Annotated in this window: 15 protein-coding genes and 4 tRNA genes; 5 read left to right on the top strand and 14 right to left on the bottom strand. The window is 58.5% G+C overall.

Annotated features, from left to right (window positions below; translation table 11 throughout):
* The 6 genes from AACY11_RS13555 to AACY11_RS13530 all read right to left on the bottom strand — a co-directional run.
* Positions 1–1,762 (bottom strand): DUF6531 domain-containing protein (locus AACY11_RS13555; RefSeq protein WP_339494967.1); only part of this gene is annotated, 1,762 nt, incomplete at its 3' end.
* Positions 1,763–1,999: 237 nt separating this feature from the next.
* Positions 2,000–2,407, bottom strand: coding sequence for a sel1 repeat family protein (locus AACY11_RS13550; RefSeq protein ID WP_339433673.1), 408 nt, complete (start codon positions 2,405–2,407; stop codon positions 2,000–2,002).
* On the bottom strand, positions 2,408–2,779 hold the full coding sequence (locus AACY11_RS13545) for a hypothetical protein (RefSeq protein ID WP_003223109.1): 372 nt from the start codon (positions 2,777–2,779) through the stop codon (positions 2,408–2,410).
* Positions 2,776–3,117 (bottom strand): helix-turn-helix domain-containing protein, encoded by a 342-nt coding sequence (locus tag AACY11_RS13540; protein ID WP_339433674.1) that lies wholly within the window; start codon positions 3,115–3,117, stop codon positions 2,776–2,778. The genes AACY11_RS13545 and AACY11_RS13540 overlap by 4 nt, the downstream gene beginning before the upstream one ends.
* 112 nt (positions 3,118–3,229) lie before the next feature.
* Positions 3,230–3,685, bottom strand: a complete 456-nt coding sequence (locus AACY11_RS13535) for a YkvA family protein (protein WP_339433675.1) — start codon at positions 3,683–3,685, stop codon at positions 3,230–3,232.
* Positions 3,686–3,978: 293 nt separating this feature from the next.
* Positions 3,979–4,698: an FKBP-type peptidyl-prolyl cis-trans isomerase gene (locus AACY11_RS13530; RefSeq protein WP_103306955.1), complete on the bottom strand. Its 720-nt coding sequence runs from the start codon at positions 4,696–4,698 to the stop codon at positions 3,979–3,981.
* Positions 4,699–4,968: 270 nt separating this feature from the next.
* On the opposite strand from AACY11_RS13530, the gene AACY11_RS13525 reads away from it, so the two are divergent.
* Entirely contained in the window at positions 4,969–6,777 is a 1,809-nt protein-coding gene (locus AACY11_RS13525; RefSeq protein ID WP_339494966.1) for a di-heme-cytochrome C peroxidase, read from the top strand.
* 29 nt (positions 6,778–6,806) lie between these two features.
* Positions 6,807–7,943 carry a catalase family protein gene (locus AACY11_RS13520; RefSeq protein ID WP_339494969.1) on the top strand — a complete coding sequence of 379 codons (1,137 nt, stop codon included), beginning with the start codon at positions 6,807–6,809 and terminating at the stop codon, positions 7,941–7,943.
* Positions 7,944–8,058: 115 nt separating this feature from the next.
* On the opposite strand, the gene AACY11_RS13515 is transcribed toward AACY11_RS13520, so the two are convergent.
* The 4 genes from AACY11_RS13515 to AACY11_RS13500 form a co-directional block, all read right to left on the bottom strand.
* Positions 8,059–8,135 (bottom strand) — tRNA-Asp (locus AACY11_RS13515).
* Positions 8,136–8,154: 19 nt separating this feature from the next.
* Positions 8,155–8,230: transfer RNA gene (locus AACY11_RS13510), tRNA-Val, on the bottom strand.
* 198 nt (positions 8,231–8,428) lie between these two features.
* Positions 8,429–8,505: transfer RNA gene (locus AACY11_RS13505), tRNA-Asp, on the bottom strand.
* Between the two features lie 19 nt (positions 8,506–8,524).
* Positions 8,525–8,600, bottom strand: a tRNA-Val gene (locus AACY11_RS13500).
* A 159-nt stretch (positions 8,601–8,759) separates the two neighbouring features.
* Here AACY11_RS13500 and rdgC point away from each other — a divergent pair.
* The 3 genes from rdgC (at position 8,760) to sugE (ending at position 11,225) form a co-directional block, all read left to right on the top strand.
* Complete coding sequence (gene rdgC / locus AACY11_RS13495; protein WP_339433677.1) at positions 8,760–9,680, top strand: recombination-associated protein RdgC; 921 nt, start codon at positions 8,760–8,762, stop codon at positions 9,678–9,680.
* 145 nt (positions 9,681–9,825) lie between these two features.
* Positions 9,826–10,791, top strand: a complete 966-nt coding sequence (locus AACY11_RS13490) for a bile acid:sodium symporter family protein (protein ID WP_339466730.1) — start codon at positions 9,826–9,828, stop codon at positions 10,789–10,791.
* Positions 10,792–10,910: 119 nt separating this feature from the next.
* Positions 10,911–11,225: a quaternary ammonium compound efflux SMR transporter SugE gene (sugE, locus tag AACY11_RS13485; protein WP_126361504.1), complete on the top strand. Its 315-nt coding sequence runs from the start codon at positions 10,911–10,913 to the stop codon at positions 11,223–11,225.
* A gap of 114 nt (positions 11,226–11,339) precedes the next feature.
* Here the strand turns inward: sugE and AACY11_RS13480 are convergent, their stop codons facing one another.
* From AACY11_RS13480 to AACY11_RS13465, 4 genes are all read right to left on the bottom strand, one after another.
* Entirely contained in the window at positions 11,340–13,214 is a 1,875-nt protein-coding gene (locus AACY11_RS13480; RefSeq protein WP_339494964.1) for an MFS transporter, read from the bottom strand.
* A gap of 97 nt (positions 13,215–13,311) precedes the next feature.
* Positions 13,312–14,463: a TDT family transporter gene (locus tag AACY11_RS13475; RefSeq protein ID WP_339494963.1), complete on the bottom strand. Its 1,152-nt coding sequence runs from the start codon at positions 14,461–14,463 to the stop codon at positions 13,312–13,314.
* A gap of 105 nt (positions 14,464–14,568) precedes the next feature.
* On the bottom strand, positions 14,569–14,880 hold the full coding sequence (locus AACY11_RS13470; protein WP_339433681.1) for a cupin domain-containing protein: 312 nt from the start codon (positions 14,878–14,880) through the stop codon (positions 14,569–14,571).
* Positions 14,881–14,932: 52 nt separating this feature from the next.
* Positions 14,933–16,120 (bottom strand): MFS transporter, encoded by a 1,188-nt coding sequence (locus tag AACY11_RS13465; protein ID WP_339433682.1) that lies wholly within the window; start codon positions 16,118–16,120, stop codon positions 14,933–14,935.
* Positions 16,121–16,131: the final 11 nt, after the last annotated feature.

Genomic DNA, 16,131 nt, shown 5'->3' with positions numbered 1-16,131 from the left:
AGGCGTCGTAGCAGTAGCTGACGAGGGTGTGTTCAGTCTTCCACTCAGCCTGTTGAAACGACTGGTAATCGATGCCGATCAGGTGCTGACGGTCGTAGCGCAATAACAGAGAACGACCCGCCCCGTTGTCCAGTCGCTGAACCCTGTCAGACCGATCCCTATGCACCGTCAGACGGTTGCCATAAGCATCACTGATCGCCGTCAGCCGCCCCGCCCGAAAGTGATAAAACCGCGCCGCGTCCCCCGCCAGCGCGAGGACTAATTCCTCCGGTTCATCCCCCAGAAAAATCGCCGCCCGCGACAGGCTGTTGTGAATCGCCGGCCGCTCGACACTCGGCAACGGAAACCGTGTACGGCGGTTTTCGTGGTCAATCCAGACCACCTCGTCAGCGTCGAACGCCAGCCGATGCGACAGCGAATGGCTCCAGCCAAACCCCAGACCGATATCGATTTCGGCGGCACTGGTGCGGTACAACCGGGTGAACTCGAACGCCAGCAAGCCATCGAGGGTGCCATCGGTGAGGGTCAGCAGTTCTTCGCCGGTGACCATCGACACCGGACAGCCGTTGGTGCAGGTCGACGGCACGCAATCGGCGCTGTCACCGTTGGGGTTTTTTGCCTGATTAGGGGCGTCGTCGTGATGTTCGTCTTTCTTCAACAAGGCGTTGCGCCTGGCATTCCAGCGCAGTTGCATCCGGCCTTTTTTCACCCCGGCGGCGATACCGCGCGCGGCGACGGTTTTGTATTGATCAACGTACTTGATGAAGCCGTTGACGATGCCAAACAACGCCTTCACCAATCGCTTCACTGTCGACAGCAACTGAACCGCGCGATCCGCCAGACGCAGCGTCAGATACGCGATCCCTGCGCCACCGCTGGCGAAAGTCAACACAACGCTGATCAGCACATCGATCAGCAACTGCACGATCATCATCGACGCCGCTTCCGCGGTTTTGCCGGCGAGTTCACTGGGCGGCAGCATTTCCAGCCAAAGACTCGCGGTGCGCAGCAGCAAGCACAGCGCCGCCTCGTCACTGACCAGCAATTGAAGCTGTGCCATGACTTTGGGAGCCGTTGCAGCCAGATTGATCAGATCAGTCGCACCATTGCCTAACCGCCCCACAAAGGCGCCCGGATCCTGAAGGATCTCCGACAGCAATCCGATGCTGTCCCACACACCCTCGATCGCCGCCCAGCTCCCGGCCAACATGCCGTTGCCTGCCGCCGTCGCCACCGACTGCGACCACTGCGGCTTGAAACCCTGCCACTCGCTGCGCAGCCAGCCATCCAGCTCGCCAGTCAAACCGTCATAGGACTTGAACAGCGCCTCGACCTGCTCCGGGGTGACTTCGCTGTGTACATGCACGCGATAGAACTTGCCCGGCGTTCCCTTGAATTTGCCTTTACCTTCGGCATCCAGGGTGATGGGCGTCGTTTCACCACCGTCCATGGCCATCACATCGACCACAATGTTGCCCAGCGGGATGTCGTACACCGACTCGAACTTGCTCTCGATCAGCATCAGCCCGCCCTTCGGGCACTGGACGACGCCGGAGAAAAACTCGTTGTCGCTGCTGCTGACGGCAGTACTGCGGTCGCCGAAGCGGATGAACCGCTCCATACCCATCAGGGACGGCAGATCCATGGCATCGCTGACGGTGTCGGCCGCACGGCTGGCCCAGTGCTTGAGCTGCTCGCGATAAAGACTGAGGGTGTCGGGAAAGCGGTCGAGTGCTTGCTCGATACGGGTGATGGCTTCCATCAACGCACGCTTGAGTGCGAGATAAACTGAATGACCGGGTCGAACATGGGCGTTCCCTCGCGCAGAAATTAGGCGCGAGGACTTTGCGGGGGATCACTCAAGAAATAAGTCAGGCGAGTAGGCAATTGCTGTAGGAGAAGTCTGCAACAAAGCTTTTGATGCCAAGCCAATAAGCGAAAACGCAAACGGGGCGTGAGTTTTCCTCACGCCCCGTTTATAGATCAGACACAAATGGATTTACTGCGTTGAATCCCTAGCACCCAGCTCTTTCAATTTCAGCTCGGCCAATGGATGCCCGGCCTTGGCGGCCATACCCCACCAGCGTGCGGCTTCAGCAGGATCCGGGGCTTTGCTCGCGGTACCCGCGAAACTGATGACGCCGACTTGGTAGGCCGCTTTGCCATCGCCCGCCAAAGCCGCCAGACGCAGTAAGCGCACGCCCTCTTCACGCGCTCCCAGCCCTACGCCGCGAAAGGTCAGGATGTGTCCGTAGAAGCTTTGCGCACCGACATCGCCAAGGTTGGCCATGCGCGCAAACTGGCCTTCAAGCCAGCGCCAGCCACGCGGCTGGCGAACAAACCACGACCAGTGAAACAGCCTACGCGCCAACCAGTAACTTGCCTGCGCCTTGAGTCGTAAAAACACTCAAGCCTCCGCCGATTCCGGGTACTCGTATTCGAACACCCTGACCACTTCCGACGCATGCCAAGACGCTGCAGCGACGCCATCGGATGGCCCGGAAAAGCGCCCCAGACGCTCGACACATTCAAAAAACCCGGTACGCGGCAAACGACTGGCGCCTTGGCTGATGACGAGCGAACTGCGCAGCGGTTGTTCGGCCTTGGCATCCAGTGCCGCGAGATGTTCAAGTGCGGCGGTCAAGGTTTGCATCGCCGGCGTCGGCAATTGCAAACGTTCGAGCAAAGCCCGATAAGTCAGAAGATGGCGCTGTCGGCGCGCCTGATCAAGTTCCCCCAGCAATCCGTCCCAATGTTGACGACTGATGCGTACACTCACGATTCATCCCTCCACCCGGGCACCGTCAGTTCCCAAGCCAAGCTGCGGCGAATCGCGGCGTCGGGCTGACGCTCACCACTTTCAATCATGGCCAGGTAAGACGGGCTGATGCCTACCGTGCGGGCCAACGCCTCAATGGCGATGCCCTTCCCTTCGCGCAAACTGCGTAATTGATCCAGACCTGGAAGCATCGGGTCTGGCGATGCCGCGAGCGGTGCTTGAGCCTGCCGCGACGGTGCTTCGTTGATGCCTGCTGCTTTCAGTAGAGCCTGATACTGAGCCCATGGCAGAACCGCATATTCGGGTTCGCCATCGCGTGCAATTATCTGAATATCCATGACTACCCCGTAGGACAACAACACTTAGCGAGTCGGCACTTTTCCCTAGAAGTGTAATCCTAACAGCGGCTAAGGTCGCGGGGGGGATCTATCTGAACGTGGCCTTCTTGAATCAGGGCTTTTTCGGGCCCTGAAGTTGAAGTTGCTCGGGGGTATCGGGCAGACGCTCGACCACCGCGAGTTTTTCCGGTTGCTGGCGCTTGCGCCAGAAGCGGAAAGCCGTCAGTTCATCGTCGAGGGTTTTCATCAGCCAGGCGAGGACGGCGATGTCGTCGAGCATACCGAATACCGGGATGAAATCCGGTATCGCATCGACCGGACTGAGGAAATACATCAACCCCGCCACTACCGAAATCAACGCTTTCGGGCTGATCGCGCGGTACTCACCGCGCCAATAGGCCAGGCACAATGCCTGGAGCAAACGCAGATCGTCCTTGAGTTTGCCGAGCCGATCACCTTGCGCGGCGCCTTTGCTGGCGACGGCAAACAATAAGGTCGGCAGGCGACCGCGAGCCAGCAGGCGGCCGGCCAAGGGCAGGAATCGAGCGAAATTCCACGGAGCTTTCATCTATTCCTCCCGTTGAAATGTTATCCACACAAATTGTGGATAACCTTGTGAACAGAGCTGCATTTGCGCGCTGAGAGCCCCGTTTTATAAGGGCCGCGCTCAGATCGGGCGTTTTTTACTCACATAAAAAACCCCAATATTTCATTGACTTGGCAGCTCAGGGCGTCTAATGCGGGCAGCCTCAAAGCTATGACTGTCGTGACCGGCATCGGTTCGCTCTGTTTACCCTCGCCATCCTCCAGATGCAACAACGCCCCGCATAAGCGAGGCGTTGTTGTTGAAACCGATGCTGATTACTTTGCAGCAGCAGCGTCTTCTTTGGCTGGATCCTTGATGGCCAGCAGCTCCAGGTCGAACACCAGAACCGAATTGGCCGGGATTGCCGGGCTTGGCGACTGTGCGCCATAAGCCAGATCGCTAGGGATGTACAGTTTGTACTTCTCGCCAACGTGCATCAGTTGCAGACCTTCAACCCAACCCGGAATCACGCCGCTCACCGGCAGATCAATCGGGCTACCGCGCTCGACGGAGCTGTCGAATACGGTGCCGTTGGTCAGCTTGCCGGTGTAGTGAACAGTCACGACGTCGGTAGGCTTAGGCTGTGGGCCGTCGGCTTTCTTGACGACTTCGTACTGCAGACCGGAAGCGGTGGTGGTCACGCCGGCCTTCTTGCCGTTTTCCTCGAGGAATTTCTTGCCGGCGGCTGCCGACTCTTCGCTCATCTTGGCCATACGTTCTTCAGCACGCTTTTGCAGCGCGGCGAAGGCTTCGACCAGCTCCTCATCTTTCAGCTTCTGTTCTTTCTTGCCGACGGCATCTTCGATGCCCTGGGCTACGGCTTTGGAGTCCAGATCATCCATACCTTCCTGAGCAAGGCTCTTGCCCATGTTCAGGCCGATACCGTAGGAAGCTTTTTGCGCCGGGGTTTTCAGCTCTACGCTGGTCTGCGAATCACAACCCGCGAGGACCAGGCTAACCAGGGCTACCGCCGCCGCCAACCGATGCTGTTTCATGCTATTTCCTTGTTCATGCGCCGAAAGGGCAATCGAGTAAAGCCGCGAGCTTATCAGGCCGCCACGACCAATGGCTACCGGCATGAGAGCAGGAATCTTGCGATAAGTTCAGGGACTAAAACGCATTTGGCCAAAGGCACGATGAAGCTTCTGTCATCTATTCCTGACAGGGACCGACTCCCCTCCCCCCAACATCTGGCGTAATGGCCACTTGCCGCACAGGACCAAGCTCAGGCATAACAGCGCAACAACTCGACAAGGATGTTTATCTTGCGCCTCTTATTCCGTGTGCTGACCCTGATCGTCGTACTGCTGGGACTCGTCCTCGCGTTGGTTTTGTACTTCGTCGCCAATCCGAAATTGCCCTTCTATACCCCCGTCCAACAGGTGCACTACCTGAGTCAGTGGACTGAGCAAGAGCGGCAAATCTACTATTTCACACCCCAGGGCACCCAGGTCAAAGGGCTGCGCTATGAGTGGTTCCAGGCCTTGGAATTACCCTTCTCTGAGCAACGCTTCGCCTCCCCAGAGCACCTCGCTCGCTTCGGCTTTCTGATCGATCCGCAGCAAAAAGCCACGCCGACAAACCCCGGCAATCTGCCAGTAGGCTTTGCCCGACACCAAAATCCCGGCAGCTCCGAGCACTACCTGGACATCACTTGCGCGGCTTGCCACACCGGTGAATTGCGCTTCAAGGGTCAGGCCGTGCGCATCGACGGTGGCGCGGCGCAGCATGTTTTGCCTTCCAGCGTTCCTACACTCCGTGGCGGCAGTTTCGGACAAGCACTAGTGGCAAGCCTGACCTCGACTTACTACAACCCCTGGAAATTCGAGCGTTTCGCACGACAGGTGTTGGGTAATGATTACGACACGCGCCATGAACAACTGCGCAAGGACTTCAAAACCTCACTGAATACCTTCCTGAGAGTCGCCTGGAACGACACCCATCGCGGCCTCTACCCGACTGAAGAAGGTCCGGGACGCGCCGATGCATTCGGGCGCATCGCCAACGCTACGTTCGGCGATGCGATATCCCCTGCCAACTACCGCGTGGCCAACGCCCCGGTGGACTACCCGCAGTTGTGGGACATGTGGACCTTCGATTGGGTGCAATGGAACGGTTCGGCGCAGCAGCCGATGGCGCGCAACATCGGTGAGGCGCTGGGTGTCGGCGCTACCCTGAATTTCTTCGATGACAACGGCCAGCCACTGCAAGGCGATGCGCGTTATGCCTCAAGCGTTCGTGTGCGCGATCTGCACAAGATAGAAGAAACCTTGCAAAAGCTTCAGCCACCCGCCTGGCCGGAGGGGTTATTCGGCGCCATCGACAAGCCCCTGGCCGCCAAAGGACGCGCGCTATTCAGCGAAAACTGCGCCGGGTGTCACGTTCCACGCACAACTCAGGAAGGCGAACGCTGGGTGCAGCATTTGCACATGTTGCCCGTGGACGTCATCGGCACCGATCCAAACGCCGCCAACAACATCGCCAGCCATCGCTTCGATCTGACGGCCCTGCAATGGGACCCCAAAGAACTGGAGAGCATGGATGTAAAACTTCATCCGACACCGAAGGAACCGCTGGATCTGAGCCAGTTATCCGTGGCCAAGGGCCTGGCTTACGTCACCGCATTCGTCGAGAACCGGGCCTATCGCGAGGCCGGGGTCACGCCGCAGGAGAAGCCACAACTCGACGGTTTCGGCCTGCCGATCGGTGTTCGTGAAAAAGTCGCCTACAAAGCGCGACCACTGGCGGGTGTCTGGGCTACTGCGCCGTTTCTGCACAACGGCTCAGTGCCGAGCATTTATCAATTGCTGTCACCGCAAGATGAACGCGCTGCCACCTTCTATAAAGGCACCTTCGAGTACGACCCACGACATCTGGGCTATCGCACCGAAGCCTTCACCAACGGTTTTCTGTTCGACACAAGAATCAGCGGCAACCATAACAGCGGCCATGAATTTCGCGCCGGCGTACGTGGTAACGGCGTCATCGGCCGACTGTTGCAGCCCGAAGAGCGCTGGGCGCTGCTCGAATACCTGAAAGTCCTTGGCGGCCCATTGGAGGCGCAATTGCCATGATCCTGTCGACGCACAAGAAAGAATTATCGATGTTGGCGCGAATCTGGTTGTGGCTGGGACGTCTACTGGGCAAAACCTTGCTGATCATGCTTGTGATCGGCCTGCTCGGCTGGGCGGTCTCCGCGGCCTGGTTTGCCTGGCAGCATCGCGGCCCGGTTTCGGCGCTGGAGCAGGTTCCACCCGGTGAAGCGGGCATGACTCAGGAGGTGATACAGACCGCTGTGCGTATCGTCGATCAGCACCGCGAAGGCACGCGGTACCTGCGTGACGCGCATGCCAAGGCGCACGGTTGCGTGAAGGCTGAAGTGCAAGTGTTGGCGGATCTACCGCCGGCGCTGCGTCAAGGCGTGTTCAGTGAGCCGGGTAAAACCTGGCCGGCGATGATTCGATTATCGAATGGCAACGCCTACCCGCAGTTCGACAGTATGCGTGACGCACGGGGCATGGCGATCAAATTGCACGATGTGCCGGGCAAACAGTTGCTGGAGAACCGCCAAGGACAACACGAACAGGACTTCGTGATGTTCAGCCATCCGAACTTCTTTGTCAGTGATGTCGCCGAGTACCGTCAGAATGTGGCGGCTCAGGCTGACGGCAAAAAGATCACGGCGTTTTTTCCGGGATGGGATCCGCGCACTTGGCAAATCCGCCATTTGTTCATCGCACTGGCCACACTGTCGCCGCCGCCGGACAGTCCGTCGGACACGACCTACTTTTCAGTATCACCCTACAAATTTGGCGAGGCCAATGCGAAGTTCCGGGTAGCGCCCGCCCCGGACCATTGCCCCGCCTACACGCTGCCCAAGCAGAACCACGACTTGCCAAATTTCTTGCGCAGTGCGTTGAATCAGCAATTGTCGACGGATCGCGTGCCTGCGTGTTTCGTCTTGCAGATCCAGCGCCAGGATGCGAACCATTACATGCCGATCGAGGACACCAGCATCGAATGGCGCGAGCAGGATTCAACGTTCGAAACCGTAGCGCGGATAACCTTGCCGCCGCAGGACTTCGACACACCGGCGCTGAATCTGGCCTGCGACAACTTATCGTTCAACCCGTGGTTTGGCATTGAAGCGCATCGGCCCATTGGCGGGATCAATCGTCTGCGTAAAGCCGTCTATGAAGCTGTGAGTGACTATCGACATAGCCAGAATGCTGCACCGTAGACGTGACCCCCATTTCAAGTCCGGCCGATAAACAGCAAACGCCAGACAGCAAAAAACCCGCACTAGGCGGGCTTCTTGTGGTGATCTGGCGTTCAGTGTTCCAGATTACCGAATATGGCGCAGCGGACGGGACTCGAACCCGCGACCCCCGGCGTGACAGGCCGGTATTCTAACCGACTGAACTACCGCTGCGCGAAACGCTTGAAACGAATGGTGGGTGATGACGGGATCGAACCGCCGACATTCTGCTTGTAAGGCAGACGCTCTCCCAGCTGAGCTAATCACCCTTCGCTTCGTTACGGGGCGCATTATGCCACAAGTTTTCGTAATGTGTTGATTTAATTGAAGTTTTTTCAAAAAAATCCGAAAACCGGTGAAACGACACAAACCCGATGGAACAAGGTACAAACTTGAGACAGAAAAAAACCCGCTTTAGCGGGTTCTTCCGTGGTGACCTGGCGTTCAGTGGTCCAGGTTACCGAATATGGCGCAGCGGACGGGACTCGAACCCGCGACCCCCGGCGTGACAGGCCGGTATTCTAACCGACTGAACTACCGCTGCGCTAAACACTTGAAACGAATGGTGGGTGATGACGGGATCGAACCGCCGACATTCTGCTTGTAAGGCAGACGCTCTCCCAGCTGAGCTAATCACCCTTCGCTTCGGTGTGGCGCGCATTCTACGGAGCGACCCCACCTCTGGCAAGCACTTTTTTAAATAATTTTCTCAGGCCTTCCAAAGGCTTAGAGAAGGGTTGGCCTATGCCACGGCGAAGACAATAATGCCCCCCTTTGTATAAAGGAGAGACTCACCCCATGTGGTTCAAAAACCTGCTTATCTATCGCCTGACCCAAGACCTGCCTGTCGATGCCGAGGCGCTGGAAACTGCACTGGCCACCAAACTGGCGCGTCCATGTGCAAGCCAGGAGTTGACCACCTACGGTTTCGTCGCGCCATTCGGTAAAGGCGAAGATGCTCCACTGGTGCACGTCAGCGGTGATTTTCTGCTGATCGCTGCCCGTAAAGAAGAACGCATTCTGCCTGGCAGCGTCGTGCGTGACGCGGTCAAGGAAAAGGTCGAAGAGATCGAAGCCGAGCAGATGCGCAAGGTCTATAAGAAGGAACGCGATCAGATCAAGGATGAAATCATCCAGGCCTTCCTGCCGCGTGCCTTCATCCGTCGCTCGTCGACCTTTGCGGCCATTGCGCCGAAAACGGGTCTGATCCTGGTCAACTCGGCCAGCCCGAAACGTGCCGAAGACCTGCTCTCCACCCTGCGTGAAGTGATCGGCACCCTGCCCGTCCGTCCGCTGACCGTGAAGATGGCACCGACCGCTGTGATGACCGATTGGGTCACCACGCAAAAAGCCGCCGACGATTTCTATGTACTGGACGAGTGCGAACTGCGCGACACCCACGAAGACGGCGGTATCGTGCGCTGCAAGCGCCAGGACCTGACCAGCGAAGAAATCCAGTTGCACCTGAGCACCGGCAAAGTCGTCACTCAGTTGTCGCTGGCCTGGCAGGACAAGTTGTCGTTCATGCTCGACGACAAAATGACCGTCAAGCGCCTGAAGTTCGAAGACCTGTTGCAGGATCAGGCGGAACAGGACGGCGGCGACGAAGCTCTAGGCCAACTGGACGCCAGCTTCACCCTGATGATGCTGACGTTCGGCGACTTCCTGCCGGCGCTGGTTGAAGCGTTGGGGGGTGAAGAGACTCCTCAAGGGATCTAACCCCGGGTGAAATCTCAATGTGGGAGCGGGCTTGCTCGCGAAAGCGGTGTGTCATTCAAATAAATATTGGCTGACCCGACGCCTTCGCGAGCAAGCCCGCTCCCACAATTGGTTTTGTGGTGTGACTAATAATAAGGATCGGGCCATGCGCGCACTGGCTGCACTCAGCCGCTTTGTCGGCAACACCTTCGCTTACTGGGTTCTGATTTTCGCCGTCGCGGCATTCCTGCAACCGGCATGGTTCCTTGGCCTCAAAGGCGCCATCGTGCCGTTGCTCGGACTGGTGATGTTCGGCATGGGCCTGACCCTCAAACTCGACGACTTCGCCGCCGTTGCCCGCCACCCATGGCGTGTGGCGCTGGGCGTGGTCGCGCATTTCGTGATCATGCCGGGCGTGGCGTGGTTGTTGTGCCAAGCGTTTCACCTACCGCCAGAAATTGCTGTCGGTGTGATTCTGGTTGGCTGCTGCCCCAGCGGCACCTCCTCCAACGTGATGACCTGGCTGGCCCGCGGCGACTTGGCGCTGTCGGTGGCCATCGCAGCCGTCACCACCCTCCTCGCCCCGCTGCTGACCCCGGCACTGATCTGGCTGCTGGCCTCGGCGTGGTTGCCGGTGTCGTTCATGGAGCTGTTCTGGTCGATCCTGCAAGTGGTGCTGCTGCCGATCATCCTCGGCGTCGTTGCTCAACGTTTGCTCGGCGATAAGGTTCGCCACGCGGTCGATGTATTGCCTCTGGTGTCGGTGGTCAGCATCGTTATCATCGTCACCGCTGTGGTGGCGGCCAGTCAGGCGAAGATTGCCGAATCCGGCCTGCTGATCATGGCCGTGGTGATGCTGCACAACAGCTTCGGCTACTTGCTGGGTTACTTCACCGGGCGCCTGTTCAAGTTGCCGTTGGCCCAGCGCAAATCACTGGCACTGGAAGTCGGGATGCAGAACTCCGGTTTGGGCGCCGCGCTGGCCAGTGCACATTTCTCGCCATTGGCGGCAGTGCCGAGCGCACTGTTCAGCGTTTGGCACAACATTTCCGGGGCACTGCTTTCGACATACTTCCGGCGAATGAGTGAGAAAGAAGACCGTCAAATGCTGTCACGACAAACAGCGGACTGATTTCAAAACTTGATCCCGGGGTTAATGCTCGTCAGACTATTTCGCAACGCGGGGACGACCCTGCGGCTCGATCGAGTCATTAATCCGGGGACGACCCCATCAATCGATGGAGGTCTTTCATGTCCTGGATCATTCTGTTTTGCGCCGGCCTGTTCGAAGTCGGCTGGGCCGTCGGCCTGAAATACACTGACGGCTTCACCCGCCCGCTCCCCACCGTACTGACCGTTGCGGCCATGGCCATCAGCCTTGGCCTGCTGGGCCTTGCGATGAAGGAGTTGCCGCTGGGCACCGCTTATGCGATCTGGACCGGCGTTGGCGCCGTGGGCACGGTGATTGCCGGGATCATTTTGTTTGGCGAGTCGATGGCGCTGATTCGGTTGGCCAGTGTGGCATTGATCATTACCGGATTGATTGGCCTCAAGGTCAGCGCTTAGGCCACTACCGCTTTCGCGAGCAAGCCCGCTCCCATATTCAGCCGCGTTCTGCCAGAGGAATACGGTCAACTGAGGGAGCGGGCTTGCTCGCGAAGGGGCCCTTGAATTCAGCGACTATCTGATTGTCCCGCGCAACGCCCCCACCAACTCCTGCAATTTCGCCGGCTGCGCGGCTTCCATAGCCACCGCCGGTCCGGCCACCAACGTCACCCGCGACCACAACCGGCGGAACACGCCCTTGTTCGGATCGCGGCTGAAGAAACTCCCCCACAACCCCTGCAATGCCAGCGGAATCACTGGCACCGGTGTTTCCTCCAGAATCCGCGTCAACCCGCCCTTGAACTCGTTGATCTCGCCATCGGCCGTCAACTTGCCTTCCGGAAAGATACACACCAGCTCACCATCCTTCAGATACTGGGCTATTCGGCTGAAGGCCTTTTCGTAGATCTGAATGTCTTCGTTGCGTCCGGCAATCGGAATTGTCCCCGCCGTGCGAAAGATAAAGTTCAGCACCGGCAAGTTGTAGATCTTGTAGTACATGACAAAGCGAATCGGCCGACGCACCGCGCCACCAATCAGCAAGGCGTCGACAAACGAAACGTGGTTGCACACCAGCAGCGCCGCGCCCTCATCCGGGATCGCTTCCAGATGGCGATGCTCGACGCGGTACATGGAATGGCTGAGCAGCCAGATCATGAAGCGCATGCTGAACTCGGGAACGATCTTGAAGATGTAGGCGTTGACGCCGATATTCAGCAGCGACACCACCAGGAACAGTTGCGGTATCGACAGTTTGACCACGCTCAACAACACGATCGAGACAATCGCCGAGACCACCATAAACAGTGCGTTGAGAATGTTGTTGGCCGCGATCACCCGCGCCCGCTCGTTCTCGGCGGTGCGCGACTGAATCAGTGCGTACAGCGGCACGATGTAGAAACCACCGAAAACGCCAAGGCCGAGAATGTCGATCAACACTGCCCAGGTGTGTGCGAAGCCGAGCACTTCGGTCCAGCTATGGCCGGTGACGCTCTGTGGAATTCCGCCGGAATGCCACCACAGCAGCAGGCCAAACACAGTCAGGCCGAACGAGCCAAACGGTACCAAACCTATCTCGACCTTACGCCCGGAAAGCTTTTCACAAAGCATCGAGCCGAGGGCGATACCGACCGAGAACACCGTAAGAATCAGCGTAACCACGGTCTCATCGCCGTGCATCCACTCCTTGGCGTAGGCCGGGATTTGCGTCAGGTAAATCGCCCCGACGAACCAGAACCACGAGTTGCCGACAATCGAACGCGACACCGCTGGCGTCTGACCCAAACCCAGTTTCAAGGTCGCCCAGGACTGGCTGAAGATGTTCCAGTTCAAGCGCATTTGCGGCGATGCAGCCGCCGCACGGGGAATGTTGCGGCTGGCCAGATAGCCCAGCACCGCGATGCCAACGATGGCGATCGACACCAGTGGCGCGTAATGCGTGGAAGACATGATGACCCCGGCACCGATAGTGCCGGCGAGGATGGCCAGGAACGTGCCCATCTCCACCAGCCCGTTGCCACCCACCAGTTCATCCTCATGCAACGCCTGCGGCAGGATCGAATACTTCACCGGCCCGAACAACGCCGAATGCGTGCCCATGGCGAACAGCGCGACCAGCATCAGTGACAGGTGATCGAAGAGGAAGCCGACCGATCCCACCGCCATGATGGCGATTTCCGCCAGTTTGATCAGACGGATCAGCGCGTCCTTGGCGAACTTCTCACCGAACTGTCCGGCCAGCGCCGAGAACAGGAAGAACGGCAGGATAAACAGCAGCGCGCACAGGTTGACCCAGATGGAGCGGTCACCTTCGATGGTCAGCCGATAAAGAATGGCGAGGATCAACGACTGCTTGAACACGTTGTCGTTGAACGCACCGAGCGACTGCGTGATGAAAAACGGCAAGAAGCGCCGGGTGCGCAGCAGGTTGAACTGTGAGGGGTGGCTCATCTTCCGTGTGTACCTGTTTTTGTAGAGGGAGGCCTGGATACTGTTTATTGGAATCTCGAACCGCGATCCAGGCCACACCTTACCTAAACTTTTCAGGTTATTTCTTCAAACCTGCAATGCACGGCGAGACAAACAGCTCGCCGCGCCAGGCGCCTTGCAGGGTTCGCTTGCCGACAATCAGCCACATCACCGCCAGCAAAGTAACCAACACCGTGCCGAAAATACTGAAAAATGTCAGGTTGAGCGTGCTCGCCAGTTTCAAGGTTGCCAGCGAATACACGCCCAACGGGAAGGTGAATCCCCACCAGCCGAGGTTGAACGGGATGCCGTCACGCAGATAGCGAACGGTGATCAGCAACGCCATCAACATCCACCACAAGCCAAAGCCCCACAAAGTGATCCCCGCCACCAGCCCCAGGCCCGCAGCGATTTCACCGATGCCTGGCAGACCGTTGGCCGCGAAGATCGCCGGCGCATCAGCGCCCAGCAGCAACATGCCCAACGCCCCGGTGCCGATAGGCCCGAGTGCCAGCCAGCTCGACGCTGCCATGTTTTCGTGAGGCAGTTTGTGCAGGGCCATACGCAGCAGCAGGATGGTCAGAATGCTGAACGCTACCGGTAGGGAAAATGCCCAAAGCACGTAACTTGTGGTCAACACCACCAGTTGCGAGTGGGCATCGGTCAGGTGCGGGGCGAGCAAACCACCGCTGGCCGCCGCGACTTCGGCAGCCACGACGGGCAACAGCCAAACGGCGGTCATCTGATCAATGCTGTGTTCCTGGCGCGTGAACATCATGTACGGGATCAACACGCCGCAGGCCAGCGACATCGCCACATCAACCCACCACAGCACTTCAGCTAGCTGAATCACCCCATCGCCCCAGCGCGGCAGACCGAACACCAGGAAGCCGTTGATGATCGTCGCCAGCCCCATGGGAATGGTGCCGAAGAACATCGACACGGTGGAATGGCCGAAAATCCGCCGTGCCTCGTCGAAAAACAGCATCCAGCGGGCGGCGTAAGCAGCGGTAAACAATGCGAACAACAGGATGTTGAACAACCACAACCCTTCGGCCACAGCGTGCATCCCGGGAAGGGTCAACGGCAATTGCGCCAGCGCCAACGCCAGCACGCCGGTGCCCATGGTCGCGGCGAACCAGTTCGGGGTGAATTGACGGATCACTTCACGCGGATGCTGAAGTTGATTGAACGGCTTGATGCCGGGTTTGGTGCTGTTGGGGCAAGTCATCGTGAACTCCTGTCCTCGGGTGAGGTTGAGTCCATGGTAGAACCGAATCGAATATCTATATAACGGGTAATATCTATAACTGTTATCTATTTTACAAATAAGCAGTCAAACGCTACCTTCGCTCTCGATCACCAGAATCCGCGCCGCGCCTTGCGGATGGGCGACATGTTCGGTGCCAACCGAGGCGTAGAAGATGTCGCCAACGTTGAGTTGCACCTGTTTTTCTTCGCCCTGCTCGCGATAGCGCATCTCCACTTGCCCATCGAGCACCACGAACACTTCCTCACCATCGTTGACGTGCCATTTATAGGGCTGATCGGTCCAGTGCAGGCGTGTGGTGATGCCGTTCATGTTGGCGATGTCCAGCGCCCCCCAGGCTCGGTCGGCGGTGAAGGTTTTGCTGCGAATAATCTTCATGAGTCGATCCGTGAGAAGAATGGCCGGGCAAGGCTAACCGAAACCGCGGCGGTTATGGAGCGTTGCACACCTTGACCGGTTGAGCACGCAGACTGAGCAACAAAGCGCCTAGCGCCAATACGATCAGCACCACACCGTAGCCATCGGTGGTCGCGAGCAATCCAAAGCGGCGCGCCAGGTAGCCGGCGAGCAACGCTGGCAGGCAGAACGCCAGATAACTCAGCGTGTAGTACGCCGACATCAACCCGGCGCGCTCATGAGCCAAGGCCTGTGGCACCAGACTGCGCACGGCGCCGAGGAACCCGGCGCCAAAGCCGCAGCCTGCCACCAGCGTGCCGAGGAAAAACAGCGACAGACTGGCGCTGTGAACGCCAAGCAGAATCAGCACCAGCCCCATCGGCAGCAGACTCGCGCCCAACTGCAAGGCTCGTTTGGCGCTGCGACTGCGCAGGGTGAAGATCATCAGTGCGCCGGTCACGGTCAATGCCGCCACGGTGGCGCCGCCGACCAGGTTGGAAGTGGAACCGGTGGCGGCGCGCACCAGCGACGGTGCCAGGGATGCGTAAAAACCACCGAGCGCCCAAGTCGCAGTGTTCAGCGGCAATACTCGCCATAACGTTGAACGTGCCTGAACGGGGACGTGCAAGGTTGGCCGCAATGACGCCCAAGCCCCGGCTTGCGGCGTTACGCTTTCCGGCAGACGCCAGACATACAGCGCCTGAAGCACAAACAGCGCGAACAGCAGCCAATACGTCAGTTGCAATGGTTCTGGGGCGAACTCGACCAACAAGCCACAGCCCATGCCGCCCAATGCCATGCCGAGCAGCGGTGCAACGCTGTTGATCAACGGCCCTTGCTGGCGGTCGGTGTCCAGCAACGTGGCGCTTAAAACCGCGGTGGCCATGCCAGTGGCGAAGCCTTGCAGAACCCGCGCTGCAATCAACCCACTGATGCTGTCGGCATAAATGAACAGCAACATCGCCAACGCATTGAGCAGCACAGCCGTGAAGATCACTGGTTTTCGCCCCAGGTGATCGGAGAGCGAACCGACGGTTAATAACGCCGCCAGCAGACTCAGGGCATAGACACCAAAAATCAGGGTCAGCACCGCGGCCGAGAAATGCAGCTGATCCTGATACAGGTGATACAACGGTGTCGGCGCAGTGGAAGCGGCGAGAAAACTGAGTAAGGTGATCGCCAGAAACCACAGGTTCGAGCGATGGGAAACAGGACTATTCATGAGCACACTCC

Source organism: Pseudomonas sp. RA_105y_Pfl2_P56 (assembly GCF_963970845.1).
Lineage (GTDB): Bacteria > Pseudomonadota > Gammaproteobacteria > Pseudomonadales > Pseudomonadaceae > Aquipseudomonas > Aquipseudomonas baetica_A.
This window is presented reverse-complemented; position numbering and strand designations above follow the sequence as displayed.

Bases quoted from the DNA above. Each gene is read 5' to 3' on its own strand.
- AACY11_RS13540 (WP_339433674.1), bottom strand. From the start codon at position 3,117: ATGGATATTCAGATAATTGCACGCGATGGCGAACCCGAATATGCGGTT.
- AACY11_RS13535 (WP_339433675.1), bottom strand. From the start codon at position 3,685: ATGAAAGCTCCGTGGAATTTCGCTCGATTCCTGCCCTTGGCCGGCCGC.
- AACY11_RS13530 (WP_103306955.1), bottom strand. From the start codon at position 4,698: ATGAAACAGCATCGGTTGGCGGCGGCGGTAGCCCTGGTTAGCCTGGTC.
- AACY11_RS13520 (WP_339494969.1), top strand. From the start codon at position 6,807: ATGTTGGCGCGAATCTGGTTGTGGCTGGGACGTCTACTGGGCAAAACC.
- rdgC (WP_339433677.1), top strand. From the start codon at position 8,760: ATGTGGTTCAAAAACCTGCTTATCTATCGCCTGACCCAAGACCTGCCT.
- AACY11_RS13490 (WP_339466730.1), top strand. From the start codon at position 9,826: ATGCGCGCACTGGCTGCACTCAGCCGCTTTGTCGGCAACACCTTCGCT.
- sugE (WP_126361504.1), top strand. From the start codon at position 10,911: ATGTCCTGGATCATTCTGTTTTGCGCCGGCCTGTTCGAAGTCGGCTGG.
- AACY11_RS13480 (WP_339494964.1), bottom strand. From the start codon at position 13,214: ATGAGCCACCCCTCACAGTTCAACCTGCTGCGCACCCGGCGCTTCTTG.
- AACY11_RS13475 (WP_339494963.1), bottom strand. From the start codon at position 14,463: ATGACTTGCCCCAACAGCACCAAACCCGGCATCAAGCCGTTCAATCAA.
- AACY11_RS13470 (WP_339433681.1), bottom strand. From the start codon at position 14,880: ATGAAGATTATTCGCAGCAAAACCTTCACCGCCGACCGAGCCTGGGGG.
- AACY11_RS13465 (WP_339433682.1), bottom strand. From the start codon at position 16,120: ATGAATAGTCCTGTTTCCCATCGCTCGAACCTGTGGTTTCTGGCGATC.